This is a genomic window from Thermomonas sp. HDW16 (assembly GCF_011302915.1).
Lineage (GTDB): Bacteria > Pseudomonadota > Gammaproteobacteria > Xanthomonadales > Xanthomonadaceae > Thermomonas.
In genome coordinates this window covers 763310-780794 of record NZ_CP049872.1, presented here as the reverse complement: position 1 = coordinate 780794, position 17485 = coordinate 763310, and the positions used below count along the sequence as shown (strand labels likewise).

At 66.0% G+C, this 17485-nt stretch carries 16 protein-coding genes, 1 pseudogene and 1 riboswitch; of the genes and pseudogenes, 8 read left to right on the top strand and 9 right to left on the bottom strand.

Annotated features, from left to right (window positions below):
- Positions 1–82: 82 nt before the first annotated feature.
- The 3 genes from G7079_RS03445 to G7079_RS03435 are packed head-to-tail and all read right to left on the bottom strand — an operon-like array spanning position 83 to position 2586.
- On the bottom strand, positions 83–1168 hold the full coding sequence (locus tag G7079_RS03445) for a FecR domain-containing protein (RefSeq protein ID WP_166055593.1): 1086 nt from the start codon (positions 1166–1168) through the stop codon (positions 83–85).
- Positions 1165–1728, bottom strand: coding sequence for a sigma-70 family RNA polymerase sigma factor (locus G7079_RS03440; RefSeq protein WP_166055591.1), 564 nt, complete (start codon positions 1726–1728; stop codon positions 1165–1167). Before G7079_RS03440 ends, G7079_RS03445 begins: the two co-directional genes overlap by 4 nt.
- A gap of 39 nt (positions 1729–1767) precedes the next feature.
- A complete protein-coding gene (locus G7079_RS03435) occupies positions 1768–2586 on the bottom strand; it encodes an NAD(P)-dependent oxidoreductase (RefSeq protein ID WP_166055588.1) in 819 nt (272 codons plus the stop codon).
- A 59-nt stretch (positions 2587–2645) separates the two neighbouring features.
- On the opposite strand from G7079_RS03435, the gene G7079_RS03430 reads away from it, so the two are divergent.
- Positions 2646–4577, top strand: a complete 1932-nt coding sequence (locus G7079_RS03430; RefSeq protein WP_166055586.1) for a bifunctional DedA family/phosphatase PAP2 family protein — start codon at positions 2646–2648, stop codon at positions 4575–4577.
- Positions 4578–4584: 7 nt separating this feature from the next.
- On the opposite strand, the gene G7079_RS03425 is transcribed toward G7079_RS03430, so the two are convergent.
- Genes G7079_RS03425 through G7079_RS03415 form a run of 3 tightly spaced genes read right to left on the bottom strand, consistent with a single transcriptional unit; the run spans position 4585 to position 7130 of the window.
- Positions 4585–5175 (bottom strand): LON peptidase substrate-binding domain-containing protein, encoded by a 591-nt coding sequence (locus G7079_RS03425; protein ID WP_166055584.1) that lies wholly within the window; start codon positions 5173–5175, stop codon positions 4585–4587.
- Positions 5168–6529 carry a UDP-N-acetylmuramate:L-alanyl-gamma-D-glutamyl-meso-diaminopimelate ligase gene (mpl, locus tag G7079_RS03420; RefSeq protein WP_166055581.1) on the bottom strand — a complete coding sequence of 454 codons (1362 nt, stop codon included), beginning with the start codon at positions 6527–6529 and terminating at the stop codon, positions 5168–5170. The genes G7079_RS03425 and mpl overlap by 8 nt, the downstream gene beginning before the upstream one ends.
- A gap of 22 nt (positions 6530–6551) precedes the next feature.
- Positions 6552–7130 carry an adenylate kinase gene (locus G7079_RS03415; protein WP_166055578.1) on the bottom strand — a complete coding sequence of 193 codons (579 nt, stop codon included), beginning with the start codon at positions 7128–7130 and terminating at the stop codon, positions 6552–6554.
- 134 nt (positions 7131–7264) lie between these two features.
- Between G7079_RS03415 and G7079_RS03410 the strand changes: the two genes are divergently transcribed.
- From G7079_RS03410 to G7079_RS03400, 3 genes are all read left to right on the top strand, one after another.
- Entirely contained in the window at positions 7265–8521 is a 1257-nt protein-coding gene (locus G7079_RS03410) for a 6-phosphofructokinase (RefSeq protein ID WP_166055576.1), read from the top strand.
- Between the two features lie 90 nt (positions 8522–8611).
- Entirely contained in the window at positions 8612–9412 is an 801-nt protein-coding gene (locus G7079_RS03405) for a CsgG/HfaB family protein (RefSeq protein ID WP_206203241.1), read from the top strand.
- A gap of 71 nt (positions 9413–9483) precedes the next feature.
- Positions 9484–9708, top strand: a complete 225-nt coding sequence (locus G7079_RS03400) for a DUF167 domain-containing protein (protein ID WP_166055572.1) — start codon at positions 9484–9486, stop codon at positions 9706–9708.
- 7 nt (positions 9709–9715) lie between these two features.
- Here G7079_RS03400 and G7079_RS03395 read toward each other — a convergent pair whose 3' ends face one another.
- A complete protein-coding gene (locus G7079_RS03395) occupies positions 9716–10225 on the bottom strand; it encodes a hypothetical protein (protein ID WP_166057821.1) in 510 nt (169 codons plus the stop codon).
- Between the two features lie 208 nt (positions 10226–10433).
- Here G7079_RS03395 and G7079_RS03390 point away from each other — a divergent pair.
- From G7079_RS03390 to G7079_RS03380, 4 genes and pseudogenes are all read left to right on the top strand, one after another.
- Positions 10434–12464 (top strand): annotated as a pseudogene (locus G7079_RS03390) (sodium-translocating pyrophosphatase); the annotation flags it as partial.
- Between the two features lie 9 nt (positions 12465–12473).
- Positions 12474–12929: an OmpA family protein gene (locus G7079_RS13390; RefSeq protein WP_343160886.1), complete on the top strand. Its 456-nt coding sequence runs from the start codon at positions 12474–12476 to the stop codon at positions 12927–12929.
- A gap of 154 nt (positions 12930–13083) precedes the next feature.
- Positions 13084–13632: an inorganic diphosphatase gene (gene ppa / locus G7079_RS03385; RefSeq protein WP_166055568.1), complete on the top strand. Its 549-nt coding sequence runs from the start codon at positions 13084–13086 to the stop codon at positions 13630–13632.
- Between the two features lie 118 nt (positions 13633–13750).
- Positions 13751–14647 (top strand): DUF2785 domain-containing protein, encoded by an 897-nt coding sequence (locus G7079_RS03380; RefSeq protein ID WP_166055566.1) that lies wholly within the window; start codon positions 13751–13753, stop codon positions 14645–14647.
- A 24-nt stretch (positions 14648–14671) separates the two neighbouring features.
- Here G7079_RS03380 and G7079_RS03375 read toward each other — a convergent pair whose 3' ends face one another.
- Both G7079_RS03375 and thiC read right to left on the bottom strand, forming a co-directional pair.
- On the bottom strand, positions 14672–15367 hold the full coding sequence (locus G7079_RS03375; RefSeq protein WP_166055564.1) for a potassium channel family protein: 696 nt from the start codon (positions 15365–15367) through the stop codon (positions 14672–14674).
- Positions 15368–15392: 25 nt separating this feature from the next.
- Positions 15393–17279 (bottom strand): phosphomethylpyrimidine synthase ThiC, encoded by a 1887-nt coding sequence (thiC, locus tag G7079_RS03370; protein ID WP_166055562.1) that lies wholly within the window; start codon positions 17277–17279, stop codon positions 15393–15395.
- A gap of 70 nt (positions 17280–17349) precedes the next feature.
- Positions 17350–17452, bottom strand: a riboswitch (TPP riboswitch).
- Positions 17453–17485: the final 33 nt, after the last annotated feature.

Below are 17485 nucleotides of genomic sequence, written 5' to 3'. Positions count from 1 at the left end.
ATGGAATCGATCTCGGGATTTCCGCTGCACCGAGCTGCACTTGCGGCTTCCGTTGGCACCAATCATTGGCATGCGTGCGCGATCAGCCGGCCATCCTGGTGCCGCGCGACGGCAACGCATCCGGCCATTGCGTCCACCAACGCTTGAGCCGCGGATATGGCAGCGCGTCCCACCAGGCGTTGAGCAGGGCCATGCGGTCGGCGTGCCAGGCCTCGCGGGTGGCGACGGGCGTGATCGGCAGCAACTGCGCAAGGCGCTCGAACATCGGGCCTTCGGCGAGCTGCGGGTAATCGCGCAGCAACACCAGCAGGCTGATCGCATCCTGCGTCCGCGTGGCTGCGAGCAGGCGTTGCACTTCCTGTCCATGTGCATCGACTGCGCCATCACTCGCATCGATCGCTTCCAGCGCAGCGATGAACGCCGGGCTGGCCGACTGCGAATACGGCGTGCCGGCCGCGCCATCGCCATTGACGCTCACCCGCGTGCCCTGCGGCACCAGCACTTCGCGGCGCAGGTTGTCGATCTGCACCCAGCCACTGAGCACGCTCAGGCTGCCGTTGCCCTCGGCATCGACCTTGATCAGGAATTCGCAGCCGAGGTCGGTCACCTCCGCACCCATGATGCTCACGCCGAATTGCCGCGGCGGCGCCCACACCCGCGCCAACAGGCTGCCCTGCTGCAGCTGCACGCGATGGCGACCGGTGCGGGTTTCGACCAGGCGCAGGCGCGAGCCCGCACCCAGCACGACTTCGCCGATGCCCGCGGCGCGCAGCAGGGTCGTCGCGTTCGCGCCGGTTTCCAGCGTGCCGTCGAGCGGCAGCGCGAGCGCCTGTTGCTTGCGGCCATCGATGCGGACATCGCCCTGTTGCGCGACGACCTGCCAGGGCTTGCCGGCCTCCCATTGCAGCCGCTGCTGGTACCACACGCGAAGGCCGATGGCGCAGATGGCGAACATGGCTACCACCGCGAACGCAACGCGCCAGCCGCGACGGCGACGCGCAAGCACCTTCGCCGGCGGAACGACTCGCGCGCGACGCGGCGCATCGACATGCGCATGCCCGCGCAGCAAGCGCTCCAGCCGCGCGACTTCAATATCCACAGGATCGCTGCGATCCCACAGGTAATCGTTGTCCATGCCATTGTCCTGCATGCGCTCGTTTCCGTTCATCGCGCGCGTGCTCCCGTTCGTTCGTCAGCCAGCGCCGCGCGCAGCAGGGCCATGCCGCGATGCAGGTTGACCCGCACCCCGCCGGGCGACAGGCCGGTGCGCTGCGCGATTTCCGGCCCGCTCAAGCCTTCGACCAATCGCAGCATCAGCGTCTCCCGATAGGCCTCCGGCAAACCGCGGATCGCCGCCAACGAGCGCTGCGCATCCAGCCGATCCTCATGTGTCGCGTTTACGTCCACCGCTTCGATCTCGATGCCGGTCAGCGGTGCGCGCCGGCGCTTCGTGTCCAGCGCCGCATGCCGCGCGATGCCGAGCAGCCAGCCCGGGAACGCGGCGGCTTCACGCAGTTGATCGAGGCGCTGCAAGGCGGTCTCGAACACGTCCTGGGTCAGGTCGTCGGCATCGGCCTTCTGCACGTAGCCCAGCAACACGCCATGCACCACCGGCGCGAAACGGCGGTACAACGCATCCTGCGCGCTACCGGAACCCCGGCGCGCGGCATCGACCAACGCGGGTAGTGCGTCCGCCTCGTCCACATCGTCCCAATCATCGCGATTCATGGACAGGACGCAGCGGACGGGCGCGGTGTTAACAAGCCATCAGTCGAGGAACAAATCCGGCAACAGCGGCTGGCCGGGTTCGACTGCGTACTGGTCGAAATCGCTGGTACCGGCTTCGCGCAGCACGTCTTCGTCGATCAGGAAATTGCCGGCGAAGCCACGTGAATCGCGCACGAGCACGGCGTGCGCGGCATCGGCCACGATCTGCGGCGTGCGGCAGTTACGCGCATCCACGCCCGGAATCATGTTGATCGCATCGGTGGCGATCACGGTCTTCGGCCACAGCGCATTGACCGCCACGCCCTGCCGGCCGAATTCGCCGGCCAGGCCCAGGGTCACGAAGCTCATGCCCATCTTCGCCAGCGTGTAGCCGGTGTGCGCGGCCCACCACTTCGGCTTGAGCGACGGTGGCGGCGCCAGGGTGAGGATGTGCGGGTTGGGCGCCTGCAGCAGATGTGGCAGGCAGGCCTGCGCGCACAGGAAGCTGCCGCGGCTGTTGACCTGCTGCATCAGGTCGAAGCGCTTCATCGGCGTGTCCAGCACGCCACGCAGCCAGATCGCGCTGGCGTTGTTGACCAGGATGTCGATGCCGCCAAACGTATCGATGGTCGCCGCGACCGCGGCATGCACTTCGTCTTCCTCGCGGATGTCGCATTTCAGCGCCAGCGCGCGGCCGCCGGCGGCTTCGATCTGTTCCGCGGCGCTGTGGATGGTGCCGGGCAGCTTCGGGTTTGCCACCGAAGACTTGGCGGCGATGGCGATATTCGCGCCATCGCGCGCAGCACGCAGGGCGATGGCCAGGCCGATCCCGCGCGAGGCACCGGTGATGAACAGGGTCTTGCCGGACAGGCTGGTCATTTCGCTTCCACAACAACGAGGAAGCGGGAAGTGTAATTGCCGCCGCCTATAATCGCCGGATGCAGAGCGCCTGGTTCGACGCCACCATCGCCTGGATCAGTGCGCATCCACACGCCGCGGGCGGGCTGGTGTTCCTGATCGCGTTCTGCGATGCGTTGGCGGTCGTGGGTATCGTGGTGCCTGCTCTGCCGTTGTTGTTCGCGGTGGGCACGCTGATCGGCCTGGGCCATCTGGATGGCCCGTACGCCCTGCTCTGCGCCGCAGCCGGCGCCTTTGTCGGCGACGCCCTGAGCTACTGGATCGGCCATCGCTGGGGGCCGGCCATGCGCGAACTCTGGCTGTTCAAGCGCTACCCGCAGTTGCTGGATCGAGGCGAACAGATGTTCCGCCGGCACGGCACCAAGGGTATCGTGATCGCGCGCTTCGTCGGCGCAGTACGCCCGTTCGTACCGGCGGTGGCCGGCATGCTGCACATGCCGCTGAAACGCTATGCGCCGGCAAGCGCGTTCGCCGCACTGAGTTGGGCGGGGGTGTTCCTCGCCCCGGGCTGGATCTTCGGCGCGTCCTACGATGCAGTGGCCGCGGTCGCCGACAAACTCGCACTGGTGTTGCTTGGCCTGCTCGCCGCGCTGGCGTTGGTCTGGGCGCTGGTGCTGTACACGTGGCGCTGGTTCGCCGCGCATGCGGACAACCTGCTTGCACGGGCACTGTTGTGGACGCGGGCGCACCCACGGCTGGGCCGTTATGCGGCGGCACTGATCGATCCGCGGCGGCCGGAATCGGCCTCGTTGGCATTGCTCGCGGCCTGCTTGTTCGCGGTGGCCTGGTTATGGGCCGGCTTGACCACGTGGCTGTTGGTACGCGGCGAACCGTTGCCGTTCGACCACGCGGTCCAGGCTGCGATGTTCGCGCTGCGCAATCCGTTGGCGGATCGCACGATGGCGTCCCTGGCCGCGATCGGCAGTGCGCCGGTGCTGGGTGCCGCCTCCACCGCCGCCTTGCTGTGGCTGTCGTGGCGCAAGCGCTGGATGGCTGCCACGCACTGGCTTGCGGCCATCGCGGTGGGCCTGCTGCTCACCGCGGGCCTGGATGCCTTGGTGGATACGCCACGCCCACCGACCGCCGCGGCCGGCTTCGGCTTCCCCTCGATCGCGGTCACCATGGCCACGGTGGTGTTCGGCTTCTTCGCCGTGCTGATCGCACGCGAATTCCCCGGTCGCCAACGGGTCTGGCCCTACCTTGTCGCCGGCGTCGCCACCGCGCTGGTTGCCTTCGCGCGGCTCTACCTGGGCGCGCACTGGCTGAGCGACGTGGTCGCCGGGGTGCTGCTGGGCGTGGTCTGGCTGCTGGTGATCGGTATCGCCTATCGCCGGCACAGCGCGCGCTCGTTCTTCATCCGTCCGCTGGTGGCGGTGTTCTACGGCAGCTTCGCGCTGGCGCTGGCCTGGTACGCACCGCGCAGTGCGGATGCCACCCTTGCGCAATTCGTGCCGTCCATGCCGCAGCAGCATCTCTCGCTGCCGCACTGGCAGGCGCAGGGAATCGCCGATCCGCGTCATTTCGACCTGCAGGCCGCAGGCGACTTGCGGGCCTTGCAACAGCAGCTGCAGGCACAGGGCTGGCAGGTGCAGCCGCCGGCCGATTGGGTTTCGGTGCTGGGCCTGCTCGATGACGACCGTCCGCTTGCGCACAAGCCGGTGCTGCCCCTGGCATTGGATGCGCATCCCGAGCGCCTGCTGTTGCGTCGCGACGGCACCGACGGCACGCGAATCGAAGTTCTGCGAATCTGGCCAGCGCCTGCGCAGCTGGACGATGGCACGCCGCTGTGGGTCGCGCGCTACGAACGCATGCAGGCGCGCACGCGCTTGCGCCTGCTCACGTTGTGGCAACCACTCCCGCATGGAGAAGCGCTACCAGCCGACCTGCAGGCGATGACCGGCGTGTCAGCGCAGGCCGATGCGGCCGTACATGTGCGTGTTGCCCCGCGCTGAGCCACACTCACTCGGTTTCGGCAATCCCTTCGAGCAAGCGTTGCAGCCGCGCGTGCGGATCGTCGACTTGCAGCAACTCCTGCCGCTGCAACATCGACAGCGGCAACAGCTCCGCCATACGCCAGCCGACCCACGCCGCGTTCTCGAACAGCGCAGGCGAAGGATCGACATGGTTGCCACCGATCTGCTCCAGCATCCGCCGCAGCAACTCTGCCAGCAGCGCGTGCTCCGGACGCAAGCGTGGCGAAGCCGCGCCTTCCTCGCGCCATTCGATATCGGCAACGACCAGGCCCGTGTCTTTCACCCGGGTACGCAACACATGGAAGCGCCGATGCCCGCGCACGTGCAGCGACAACAAACCCTCCGGCGTGTTGTCGAAATCCTCGATCAGCGCCTCGGCACCGAAGGCCGCAGGCGTAGCTGGCGCGCCGGCTTCATCACCTTCAAGGATCAAGCAAACGCCGAAGCCGCCGCCAACGCGGCTGCAGTCACGGATCATGTCCAGATAGCGCCGCTCGAAGATTCGCAGCTCCAGCGCCGCACCGGGCACCAGCACGGCGTGCAGCGGAAACAACGGTAACGAAGCGGCCTCAGGCATCCCGCAATGCAGCGAGGAAACGCCGTGGCGCGCCATCGAAGCCGCCATTGGACATGAACACCACGTGGTCGCCGCGGCGCACGGATTCGCGCAGGCGCGCGATCAGCGTGTCGGCATCGGGCACCGCCTGCGCATCGCCACGAATCGCGGAAACCACCTTGTCCGCATCCCACGGCAATTCCGGACGGGCGAGGAAGACCACCACATCGGCGATGTCGAGCGACGGCGCCAGCGCATCCGCATGCGCGCCAAGGCGCATCGAATTGCTGCGCGGCTCCATCGCCACCACGATGCGCGCGTCGCCGACCTTCGCGCGCAAGCCGGCCAGCGTGGTCGCAATGGCGGTTGGGTGATGGGCAAAATCGTCGTAGAGGGTGATGCCACCGTGTTCGCCGATCACTTCCATCCGGCGCTTCACGCTGCTGAAATCCGCAAGCGACGGAATGACCGATACCACATCGACGCCGACCGCATTGCACGCAGCGAGCGCGGCCAGGCCGTTCAACACATTGTGATCGCCGAGCATCGGCCACTCGACCGTGCCAAGCTCCTTGCCGTCATGCACCACCACGAACGCACTGCCGTCCTCACGCAGCTTGCGCGCGCTCCACTCGAACGAACTGTCGAAGCCGAAACGTTCGACCGGCGTCCAGCACCCCATCGCCAGCACTTCACGCAGGCGCTCGTCGTGGCCGTTGACGATCAGTCGCCCACGGCGCGGAACGGTGCGAACGAGATGATGGAATTGGCGCTGGATCGCGGCCACGTCCGGGAAGATGTCCGCGTGGTCGTATTCCAGATTGTTGAGGATGGCGACCAGCGGGCGGTAGTGGACGAACTTGCTGCGCTTGTCGAAGAAGGCGGTGTCGTATTCGTCGGCCTCGACCACGAATTCGCGGCCCGTGCCAATCCGCGCGGACACGCCGAAGTCCTCGGCCACGCCGCCGATCAGGAAGCCCGGCGCGCGGCCGGCGCGTTCCAGCAGGTAGGACAGGATGGTCGTGGTCGTGGTCTTGCCGTGGGTACCGGCAACCGCCAACACGTCGCGACCGGGCAGCACCTGCTCGCTCAGCCATTGCGCGCCACTGGTGTACTTGCGCCCGGCATCGAGCACCGCTTCGACCGCCGCGTTGCCGCGCGACAGTGCATTGCCGATGACGATTTCATCGCAATCGGCGGAAATATTGCCCGGCAGGTAGCCCTGTTTCAGGGCGATGCCGAGGTGTTCCAGCTGCGTCGACATCGGTGGATAGATGTTCTGGTCGCTGCCTTCGACCGCATGGCCGAGTTCGCGCGCCAGCGCGGCGACGCCACCCATGAAGGTACCGGCGATGCCGAGGATGTGGAGTTTCATGCGTCTCGTCGTCGATCGGCACTTAGCCGATGTCATGCCCCGGCTGGATCGCCTCGAGGATGCGGGTGAACACCTCATCCAGCTCGCCCACGCCATCGACCACGGTCAGCTGGCCGTGCTGGCGGTAGTAGTCGATCACCGGCGCGGTCTGGTCGTTGTAGATCTTCAGACGGGTACGCACCGATTCCGGCGAATCGTCGGCGCGGCCTTCGGCCTTGGCGCGACCGGCGATGCGCTCGACCAGCAGCTCGGTCGGCACATCCAGCTGCACGGCGTAATCGAACGGCTGCTTGAGGCGGGTCAGCAGGCCGTCCAGTGCATCGGCCTGGGCCAGGTTGCGTGGATAACCGTCCAGGATGAAGCCGCCGGCGGTGTCCGGGCGCGAGAAGCGGTCTTCCAGCATGCCCAGCAAGATCGCGTCGCTGACCAACTCCCCGCGCGCCATCACTTCCTTGGCTGCAAGGCCGAGCTTGCTGCCGGCCGCCACTTCCGCGCGCAGCAGGTCGCCCGTGGAGATGTGCGGCACCTGCAGGTGCTCCTTCAATCGTGCCGCCTGGGTGCCCTTGCCGGAGCCGGGCGCGCCCAACAGAACCAATCGCATCGAATCGCTCCAGAATCGCCACGCGGAACCGGCGCTAGACTGCATCCGGGCCCGCAACACGGTCAGCTTACCGTATCCCGACCCGAATTCAGGTACCCGGCACCTCCGCGAACCGGCCACAAAGGACGTCCCCCATGCCCGCAGGCACCCTGCTTTACGCCCAAAGCGGCGGCGTCACTGCCGTCATCAATGCCACTGCCTCGGCGGTGATCCAGGCTGGGCGGGTGAAGAAAGTCCGCATACTGGCCGCGCGCAACGGCATCCTCGGCGTCCTGCGCGAGGAGTTGATCGATACCGCCGCGATGTCGCTGGCGCAGGTCAAGGCGCTGGCGCATACCCCGGGCGGAGCGTTCGGCAGTTGCCGGCTCAAGCTGAAGTCGCTGGACGCCGACCGCGCCAAATACGAACGCCTGCTGGCCGTGTTCAAGGCCCATGGCGTGCGCTGGTTCCTCTACAACGGCGGCAACGATTCCGCCGATACCGCGCTCAAGGTGTCGCAATTGGCGGCGGAATATGGCTATCCGCTGACCTGCATCGGCGTGCCCAAGACCATCGACAACGACCTGGCGGTCACCGACTGCTGCCCGGGCTTCGGATCGGCGGCGAAATACACCGCGGTCTCGGTGCGCGAATGCGCGCTGGACGTGGCGGCGATGGCCGAGACCTCGACCAAGGTGTTCGTGTACGAGGCGATGGGCCGGCATGCCGGCTGGCTGGCCGCCGCCGCGGGCTTGGCGGGCGAAGGCAAGGACGACGCGCCGCACATCATCCTGTTCCCCGAACGTGCCTATGACGAAGCCGATTTCCTGGCCCGCGTGGATGCGGTGGTGAAACGCGTCGGTTACTGCGTGGTGGTCGCCAGCGAAGGCATCCGCACCGCCGATGGCCGCTTCGTCGCCGATGCCGGCGGCGGCAAGGATTCGTTCGGGCATACCCAGCTCGGCGGCGTGGCCTCGCAGCTGGCCGGCCGGGTCAAGGATGCGTTGGGCTACAAGGTGCACTGGACGATGCCGGACTACCTGCAACGCTCGGCGCGCCACATCGCCTCGAAGACCGATCTCGACCAGGCGATGGCGGTCGGCCGCGCCGCAGTGGAATGCGCGCTGGCCGGGCAGAACGCGGTGATGCCGGTGATCGTGCGCGATAGCGACGCGCCGTACCGCTGGCACGTCGACATCGCCCCGCTTTCGCGCATCGCCAACCACGAAAAGACCATGCCGAAGGGGTTCATCCGCAAGGATGGTTACGGCATCACCGCCGCCGCGCGCCGTTACCTGCAGCCGCTGATCGAGGGCGAGGCATTCCCGCCGTTTGGCCGGAACGGGCTGCCGGATTACGTTCAAGTCGATCAAGCCACCCTGCGACGCAAACTGCCGCGCTGGGAAAGCTGACCCGGAGCTCGATACACTCACCCGGGGCTCCGCGCATGCGGGGCGCTTGTGCACGGAACGCAACCCAAGCGAACAACATTAGGGGAAATGATGAAACAGCATTATCTGATCGTCGCGTTGGCCATGGCGATTGCCTGCGCGCCCGCGCAGGCGCAATGGAGCAAGAAACAGAACGATCCGCAAGGCGCAGCCGCCGGCGCCAACGCCAAGGGCGCGGCCATCAACTTGGAATCCTGCGACGAGCCGATGGGCACGATCGCGGTGGTCGAAGAGCAGGAAGGCGATTGGTATCGCTACCTGAGCAGCGACCTGCGCCTGCCCTCGACCGTGCCGGTGATCCGCATGCTGATCCAGCAGTCCAACTGCTTCGTGGTGGTCGAACGCGGCCGCGCGATGCAGAACATGATGCAGGAACGCGCGCTGATGGACAGCGGCGAATTGCGCCAGGGCAGCGACTTCGGCAAGGGCAAGATGGTGGCCGCGGATTACACCCTGAATCCCAGCATCAACTTCTCGCAGAGCAATGCCGGCGGCATCGGCGGCGTGCTCGGCGCGTTCGGTGGCCGCCTCGGCGCCGTGGGCGCGCTGGTCGGCGGCCTGAAATTCAAGAAAGCGGAAACCATGCTGACCATGATCGACAACCGCTCCGGCGTGCAGATCGGCGTGGCCCAGGGTAACGCCACCAAGACCGATTTCGGCTTGGGTATCGGCGGCGGTGGCAGCGGTGGCTTCGGTGCATTGGGCGGCTACAGCAACACGCCGGAAGGCAAGGCATTGGCCGCCGCCTTTGCCAACGCGTACAACAACCTGGTCGTCGCCATGCGCGACTACCGCCCGCAGGAAGTGAAGGGCGGCCTGGGCAAGGGCGGCAAGCTCAAGGTCGGCAACTGACCGGACCCTCACCGGTTCCCAGCGAAACGCCCGGTAATGCCGGGCGTTTTCGTTTTCGGCACACTGGCCTCATGCCGATCATCCAGGTCAAAGCCAAGCCCAACTCACGCGTGTCGCTGCTGTCGCAGCAGGCCGACGGTACGTGGTTGGCGCAGCTCAAGTCGCCGCCGCTGGATGGCAAAGCGAATGCGGAGTTGATCGAGCTGGTGGCGCGGGAATTTGGCTGCGTGAAGTCGGCGGTATTGGTGAAATCCGGCGCCGGCAGTCGCTACAAGCGCGTGGAAATTCCCGACTAGCCCCGGATCACTTGCAGGCGACGCCTTCCATCTTCATCGCCGCGGCATAGACCGGGATCGGACCAAGATCACCGCCACGTGCCGAATCCAGTCCTTCCTTGAGATAGATCCGCGAACGGCCCTGCGCGTCCAGCTTCGGCGGCACGGCCTTCGCATCTTTGCGCCACACGCGCACCACGGCTTGCTGCGATGCACAGCCCGCATTCGGTACGCGGATCACGTCGTTCAACACCCAGCCGTTGGCGGCGGACGCCTTGGCGCCTGCGGCATCGACCAGGCGTGCGCGCGGCTGGCAGCGCTCGCTGGTACGTGCGGCGGCGAATTTGTACGGGTTGGCGGCATCTCCGGTGAACTGGCCCTCCAGGCGTGCGCAGGCTTCTGGGATGGTGCGCAGGGTATGCGCGACGCCGACCGCTTGCGGGGCACCCACGGCGCGCTGGATTTCCGGCTTCGGCTCTGCCGCACCGACGGGGAGTGAGGCCGCCGTGAAGATGGCGAAGAGACTGGCGCAAATCATGTGCAGTCGCAGCATCGGGATGCCTCTTGAGCATTGAATCCGGCTGCAGGCTGGCATGCATGGGCTGAATCCCGGGTTCATGGCCCATTTCCTGCTTCAGCGGGCGTCCAGCGAGCGCCTTGCTATGCGATAGTCGACCGGTCGCCCGCCCCACGGGTGGGCACGACAAACCACGGTCTTCCATACGAACACTCCGGGGAGGGGTTTCATGCTGGAGCAACACGGTTTATTGCTGGCGGTCATCTGCGCCGTCGTCGCCATCGCCTACGGCCTGTGGGCCGCTGGCTGGATCAACAAACAACCCGCTGGCAATGCGCGCATGCAGGAAATCGCCGGCGCCATCCAGGAAGGCGCACGCGCCTACCTCAACCGCCAATACACCACCATCGCCATTGCCGGCGTGGTGCTGTTCGTGCTGATCGGCTTCTTCCTCAGCTGGCATACCGCGATCGGCTTCCTGATCGGCGCGGTGCTGTCCGGTGTGGCCGGCTACATCGGCATGAACGTCTCGGTACGCGCCAACGTGCGCACCGCCGAAGCCGCGCGCCAAGGCATGAGCCAGGCGATGGACGTGGCCTTCAAGGGCGGCGCCATCACCGGCATGCTGGTGGTCGGCCTGGGCCTGCTCGGCGTAGCCGGTTACTACGCGCTGCTGACCAAGCACCTCGGATCGACCGAGGCCGAAGCCCTGCACGCGCTGGTCGGCCTGGCCTTCGGCTCCTCGCTGATCTCGATCTTCGCCCGCCTCGGCGGCGGCATCTTCACCAAGGGTGCGGACGTCGGCGCGGACCTGGTCGGCAAGGTCGAAGCCGGCATCCCCGAGGACGACCCGCGCAACCCGGCGGTGATCGCCGACAACGTGGGCGACAACGTCGGCGACTGCGCCGGCATGGCCGCCGACCTGTTCGAAACCTACGCGGTCACCATCATCGCCACCATGCTGCTGGGCAGCCTGATGGTCGCCACCGCCGGCAAGAATGCGGTGCTGTACCCGCTGGTGCTGGGCGGCGTGTCGATCATCGCGTCGATCATCGGCGCGTTCTTCGTCAAGGTGAACGGCGACAAGCCCAACATCATGGGCGCGCTGTACAAGGGCGTGATCGTTTCGGCGGTGCTGGCGGCGATCGCGTTCTACCCGATCACCAAGTCGCTGATGGCCGATTCCAGCCACGGCGCGATGAATCTGTACTGGTGCGCAGTGGTTGGCCTGGTGCTGACCGGTGCCATCGTCTGGATCACCGAGTACTACACCGGCACCCAGTACAAGCCGGTGCAGCACGTGGCGCAGGCCTCGACCACCGGCCACGGCACCAACATCATCGCCGGCCTGGGCGTGTCGATGAAGTCGACCGCACTGCCGGTACTCGCGGTCTGCGCGTCGATCCTGCTGGCCTACAAGCTGGGCGGCCTGTACGGCATCGCCATCGCCGCCACTTCGATGCTGTCGATGGCGGGCATGATCGTGGCGCTCGACGCCTATGGCCCGATCACCGACAACGCCGGCGGCATCGCCGAGATGGCGGAACTGCCGCCTGAGGTGCGCAACATCACCGATCCGCTGGATGCCGTCGGCAACACCACCAAGGCGGTGACCAAGGGCTACGCGATCGGTTCCGCCGCACTCGCCGCGCTGGTCCTGTTCGCCGATTACACGCACAACCTGCAGGCCGCGCATCCGGGGGTGAACTTCACCTTCGACCTGAGCAACCACATGGTGATCGTCGGCCTGCTGATCGGCGGCCTGATCCCCTACCTGTTCGGTGCGATGGCGATGGAAGCCGTGGGCCGTGCCGCGGGCAGCGTGGTGGAGGAAGTCCGCCGCCAGTTCCGCGATATCCCCGGCATCATGGAAGGTACCGGCAAGCCGGACTACAGCAAGGCCGTGGACATGCTGACCAAGTCCGCGATCAAGGAAATGATCGTGCCTTCGCTGTTGCCGGTCGCGGTACCGGTGGTGGTGGGCCTGACCCTCGGTGCGCAGGCGCTGGGCGGTTTGCTGATCGGCACGATCGTGACGGGCATCTTCGTGGCGATCTCGATGACCACCGGTGGCGGCGCCTGGGACAACGCCAAGAAGTACATCGAGGACGGCAACTTCGGCGGCAAGGGTTCCGAGGCGCACAAGGCCGCGGTCACCGGCGACACCGTCGGCGACCCGTACAAGGACACCGCCGGCCCGGCGATCAACCCGCTGATCAAGATCATCAACATCGTCGCCCTGCTGCTGGTGCCGTTGTTGCCGGTCACGATGGCCGGAGCCGATGGCCATGCAGCCGCACCTGCCGCGATGACGGCGGCGGCCAATGCCGATGCGTCCGCCAATGTCGCGATGGATCCGAACGCAAACGTGGCGATGACGCCTGCCGAAATCGCGGATGCCGCGTTGCCGGATACGCACCGTGCCGCGGTGTACTTCGAATCCGGCTCCGCGCAGCTGCCGGCCGACGCCAGCGATACCCTGGCGAAGGTGATCCAGACCCTGAAGGACGATGCAGGGCGCAAGGCCACGATCTCCGGCTACCACGATGCCAGCGGCGACCCGGCGGTGAACGCCGAGCTCGCCAAGCAGCGTGCGCAGAACGTGGCCAATGCGCTGGCCGTGGCCGGGATCGATACCGCGCGGATCGACCTGGTCAAACCGGTGCTGGCCGTGGCCGGCAGCGATCCGGCCGAAGCGCGTCGGGTCGAAGTCACGATCCGGTAATCGGCTTCAAGCGATGCGAAAACGGCGGCCACGGCCGCCGTTTTCATGTCTGCGCCCCGCCCCCGAGCGATCGCTCAGGCGGCACCGGTTAGAATGCGCGCCCCACACCATCCGCCGCTGCCATGCGTCGGATACATCACATCGGAGCACACGCATGGGCCTGGACCTCGTCCCCACCGGCAAGAACCCGCCGGATGAACTCAACGTCATCATCGAGATCCCGAAGGACGCGGAGCCGGTCAAATACGAGGTCGACAAGGCCAGCGGCGCGATCTTCGTCGACCGCGTGCTGTCCACCCCGATGCGCTATCCCTGCAACTACGGCTACGTGCCGCACACCCTGTGCGGCGACGGCGACCCGGCCGACGTGCTGGTGCTGATGCCGCTGGCGTTGATCCCCGGTTCGGTGATCCGGGTGCGCCCGGTCGGCGTGCTGCGCATGGTCGACGAGGCCGGAGCGGACGAGAAGATCCTCGCCGTGCCGATCAGCAAGGTCTACCCCGGTTACGATCACATCCAGCACCTGGATGACGTGCCGAAGCACTGGCTGGACCGAATCGGTTACTTCTTCGAGCACTACAAGGACCTGGAAGCCGGCAAGTGGGTCAAGCTCGACGGCTGGGGCGGCCGCGACGAAGCGCGGCAGCTGCTGGTCGAATCGGTCGAACGCTACGAGGCGACGGCGGAAAAGCCCAAGTTCTGAAGCAAGCCGAAGTTCCGAAAAAACCCCGGCAACGTCCGGGGTTTTTCATGACAAACGGCCGCGGCGGAAAAACACGACCTGGCTTAGAGTGCATTGGTTCAATTTCGCACTCACGACCATGCACACATTTTTCCCCGCCCTGCTGCTTGCCTGTGCCTGCCTGCCGATGCCGCTACCGGCGTGGGCGCACTGCGCGCTGGCCGATGAAGCACCGGCCATGCTCGATCAATGGAAAACTTCGGGATTCGCGACGGTCGACACCGAAAACCGCAACCGCCGCGCGTTCGAACTGCTGGATTGCCTGGGCGATCCCGATCCACTACTGCGCGATGGCACCGCCTTCGAAGCGCTGTCGACCTGGATGCGCGGCAAGCAGCTCGATCCCGACACCTTGCGCCTGCTCCAGCAACGCCTGCTGCAGCAACTCAAAGGCGCGGATGTGGACGGTTTTCGCAAACCGTTCACCGCGCTGGTGTTGTCCGAGGTCGCACGCACCGATCGCGTGCAGCCATGGATGACGGCGGACGAACGCAGGCAGATGACCGCGGCAGCAACGGAGTACCTGACATCCGTGCGCGACTATCGCGGCTATGTCGATGGCGAAGGTTGGCGACACGGCGTTGCGCATGGCGCGGACTGGATCCTGCAACTAGCGCTCAACAAGGCGCTTTCGCCGTCACAAGTCCTGTCGCTGCTGGCTGCGATTGGCTCACAGGCCATGCCTGCCGATGGACATGCTTACGCGTTCGGCGAACCGGGCCGCCTTGCGCGGCCAGTCGCCTATGCCATTGCACGCGGTGACCTGGAACAACCAACAGTCGACGCATGGCTAGCAGGACTTGCTCAGTCGCTCGGCCCTCGCCCCGAAACCGCGCCACAAGCAGTCTGGTGGGTACGTCGTGCGAACCTGGAGAACTTCCTGCATGCGCTGGCCTACCTCGCCGATGGCGACCAGTCGCCTGCGTTGACCGCACTGGCGGCCGGGGCACGCGCGACGATGCAGGAATTGCCTTGAGCGACGCGGGTGCAACGCAATGCCTCAGGCCGATTTCGACTTCAACATACCCGCCAGACGCGCCACCACGATAGCCAAGTACATCACGCCGTTCCACTGTTCGATGATGCACAGCATCCGCGAAAAAGGCGTCAGCGGGACGATATCGGACAGCCCGGTTGCGGAAAAATTCGTGCCGGACAAGAACAGCAACTCCACCCAACTGCGCACCGGCTGGCTACCATCGGCGGCGATCGCGGTGAACGCACCCGGCTGCAACAATTGCGTGCCCATGAACAACCAGGCATAAGCTTCGACCAGCAGCATGAAGGTGGCCGCCGCCGCCCACAGTTCGTCCGTGCTGGTGTGCTCGTCTTCCATCATGTACGAGATCAGCGAATACGCGGCGTAGAAATACGCTGCGGCATAGAACGTGCTACCCACCACGCCAAGCCAGGCACCATCGTCGGCGTTGTACGCACTCCACAGGCCCACGCCGAGCACCGCCAACAGGGCCGCGAACCAACCGGCCTGCGGCGATTTGTGCACCATCCACACCGCCACGCCCAGCACGCCCACGCTGATCACGCTGGTGGCGATCTGCCCGGCGGGGCTATCGTGCGCCATCGGATACAGCAGCAAGGCAAGGAACTGCACCGCCAGCAGCGCTCGCGATGGCGAGCGCCTGAGCGATGCCAGGAAGTGGACGAACGGCGACAAGCCTGGCGAAGGAAGTTTCATCAGGCGATGCTAGCGTGCGTCGTGCTCACGCGTCTCGATACACTTCGGCGCCCTGCTCGCGGAATTCGGCCGATTTCTCCGCCATGCCTGCTTCCAGCGCCGCCGCCTCGTCCACCCCATGCTCGGCGGCATAGTCGCGGACGTCCTGGGTGATCTTCATCGAACAGAAGTGCGGGCCGCACATCGAGCAGAAGTGGGCGACCTTGTGTGCGTCCTTGGGCAGGGTTTCGTCGTGGAAGGACTTGGCTTTTTCCGGATCCAGGCCCAGGTGGAACTGGTCTTCCCAGCGGAACTCGAAACGCGCCTTGGACAAGGCGTTATCGCGTACCTGCGCACCGGGATGGCCCTTCGCCAGATCCGCGGCATGCGCGGCGATCTTGTACGCCATGATGCCGTCGCGCACGTCTTCGCGGTTCGGCAGCCCCAGGTGTTCCTTCGGCGTGACATAGCAGAGCATCGCGGTGCCGAACCAGCCGATCATCGCCGCGCCGATCGCACTGGTGATGTGGTCGTAACCCGGCGCGATGTCGGTGGTCAGTGGACCAAGCGTGTAGAACGGCGCCTCGCCGCACTCGGCCAGCTGCTTGTCCATGTTCTCCTTGATCATCTGCATCGGCACATGACCGGGGCCTTCGATCATGGTCTGCACGTCGTGCTTCCACGCGATCTTGGTGAGTTCGCCCAACGTCTCCAACTCGCCGAACTGCGCGGCGTCGTTGGCATCGGCGATGCAGCCGGGACGCAGGCCATCGCCCAAGCTGAAGGCCACGTCGTAGGCCTTCATGATTTCGCAGATGTCCTCGAAGTGCGTGTAGAGAAAGTTCTCCTTGTGATGCGCCAGGCACCACTTGGCCATGATCGAACCGCCGCGCGAAACGATGCCGGTGACGCGTTTCGCTGTCAGCGGCACGTAGCGCAGCAGTACGCCGGCGTGGATGGTGAAGTAGTCCACGCCCTGCTCGGCCTGCTCGATCAGGGTGTCGCGGAAGATCTCCCAGGTCAGTTCCTCGGCACGGCCATCGACCTTCTCCAGCGCCTGGTAGATCGGCACCGTGCCGATCGGCACCGGCGAGTTGCGGATGATCCACTCGCGGGTTTCGTGGATGTGCTTGCCGGTCGACAGGTCCATCACCGTGTCGCCGCCCCAGCGGATCGACCACACCAGCTTTTCCACTTCCTCGGCGATGCCGGAACTCACCGCGGAGTTGCCGATGTTCGCGTTGATCTTGGTCAGGAAGTTGCGGCCGATGATCATCGGCTCGCTTTCCGGGTGGTTGATGTTGTTGGGCAGGATCGCGCGGCCACGGGCGATTTCGTCGCGAACGAATTCTGGCGTGATGAACTTCTGGATGCTGGCACCGAAGGATTCGCCGGGATGCTGCTTCAGCAGCAACGCATCGCGCACCGCGTCCAGGCGCTGGTTCTCGCGGATGGCGACGTACTCCATCTCCGGGGTGATGATGCCCTTGCGCGCGTAATGCATCTGGCTGACGTTGGCGCCAGCCTTGGCCACGCGCGGCAACGTGCGATTGGGGAAGCGGACCGCGTCCAGCTTCGGATTGGTTTCGCGCGCACGACCGAACTCGGAACTGAGCTTCGACAGCAACTCGGTATCGCCGCGTTCCTCGATCCACTTCGCGCGCAGCGCAGGCAGGCCGGCCGACAGGTCGATGCGCGCATCGGGGTCGGTGTACGGGCCGGACGGATCGTAGACGGTGATCGGCGGATTGGTCTCGCCGCCGAACAGCGTCGGCGTCTGGGTCTGCGCGATCTCGCGCATCGCCACCCACAGGTCAGGCCGCGAACCCTCCACGAAGATCTTGCGCGAACCGGGGATCGGCCGGGTCACGGATTCGGACAATTGCCCGGTCTGCTGCAAGAGGTCGGCGGCGGGCTTGGGAATGGCATTCATCGGCATCGTCCATTGGCTCGGCCGCGAAGGATTCGCGGGCCGTGAACGAAGCGAAGGCGCAGGCACGCCACGGGCGTGTTGCGAAGCTTCCCTACGCCGGTCTCAACCGGATCAGGTTCGATGGGTCTGTCTCAACCGCGCCATGGATCGGCGCGGTACCCCCGCTTCGGGGCGAATTAGACCACAACGCCCACGGCACCGGCCGA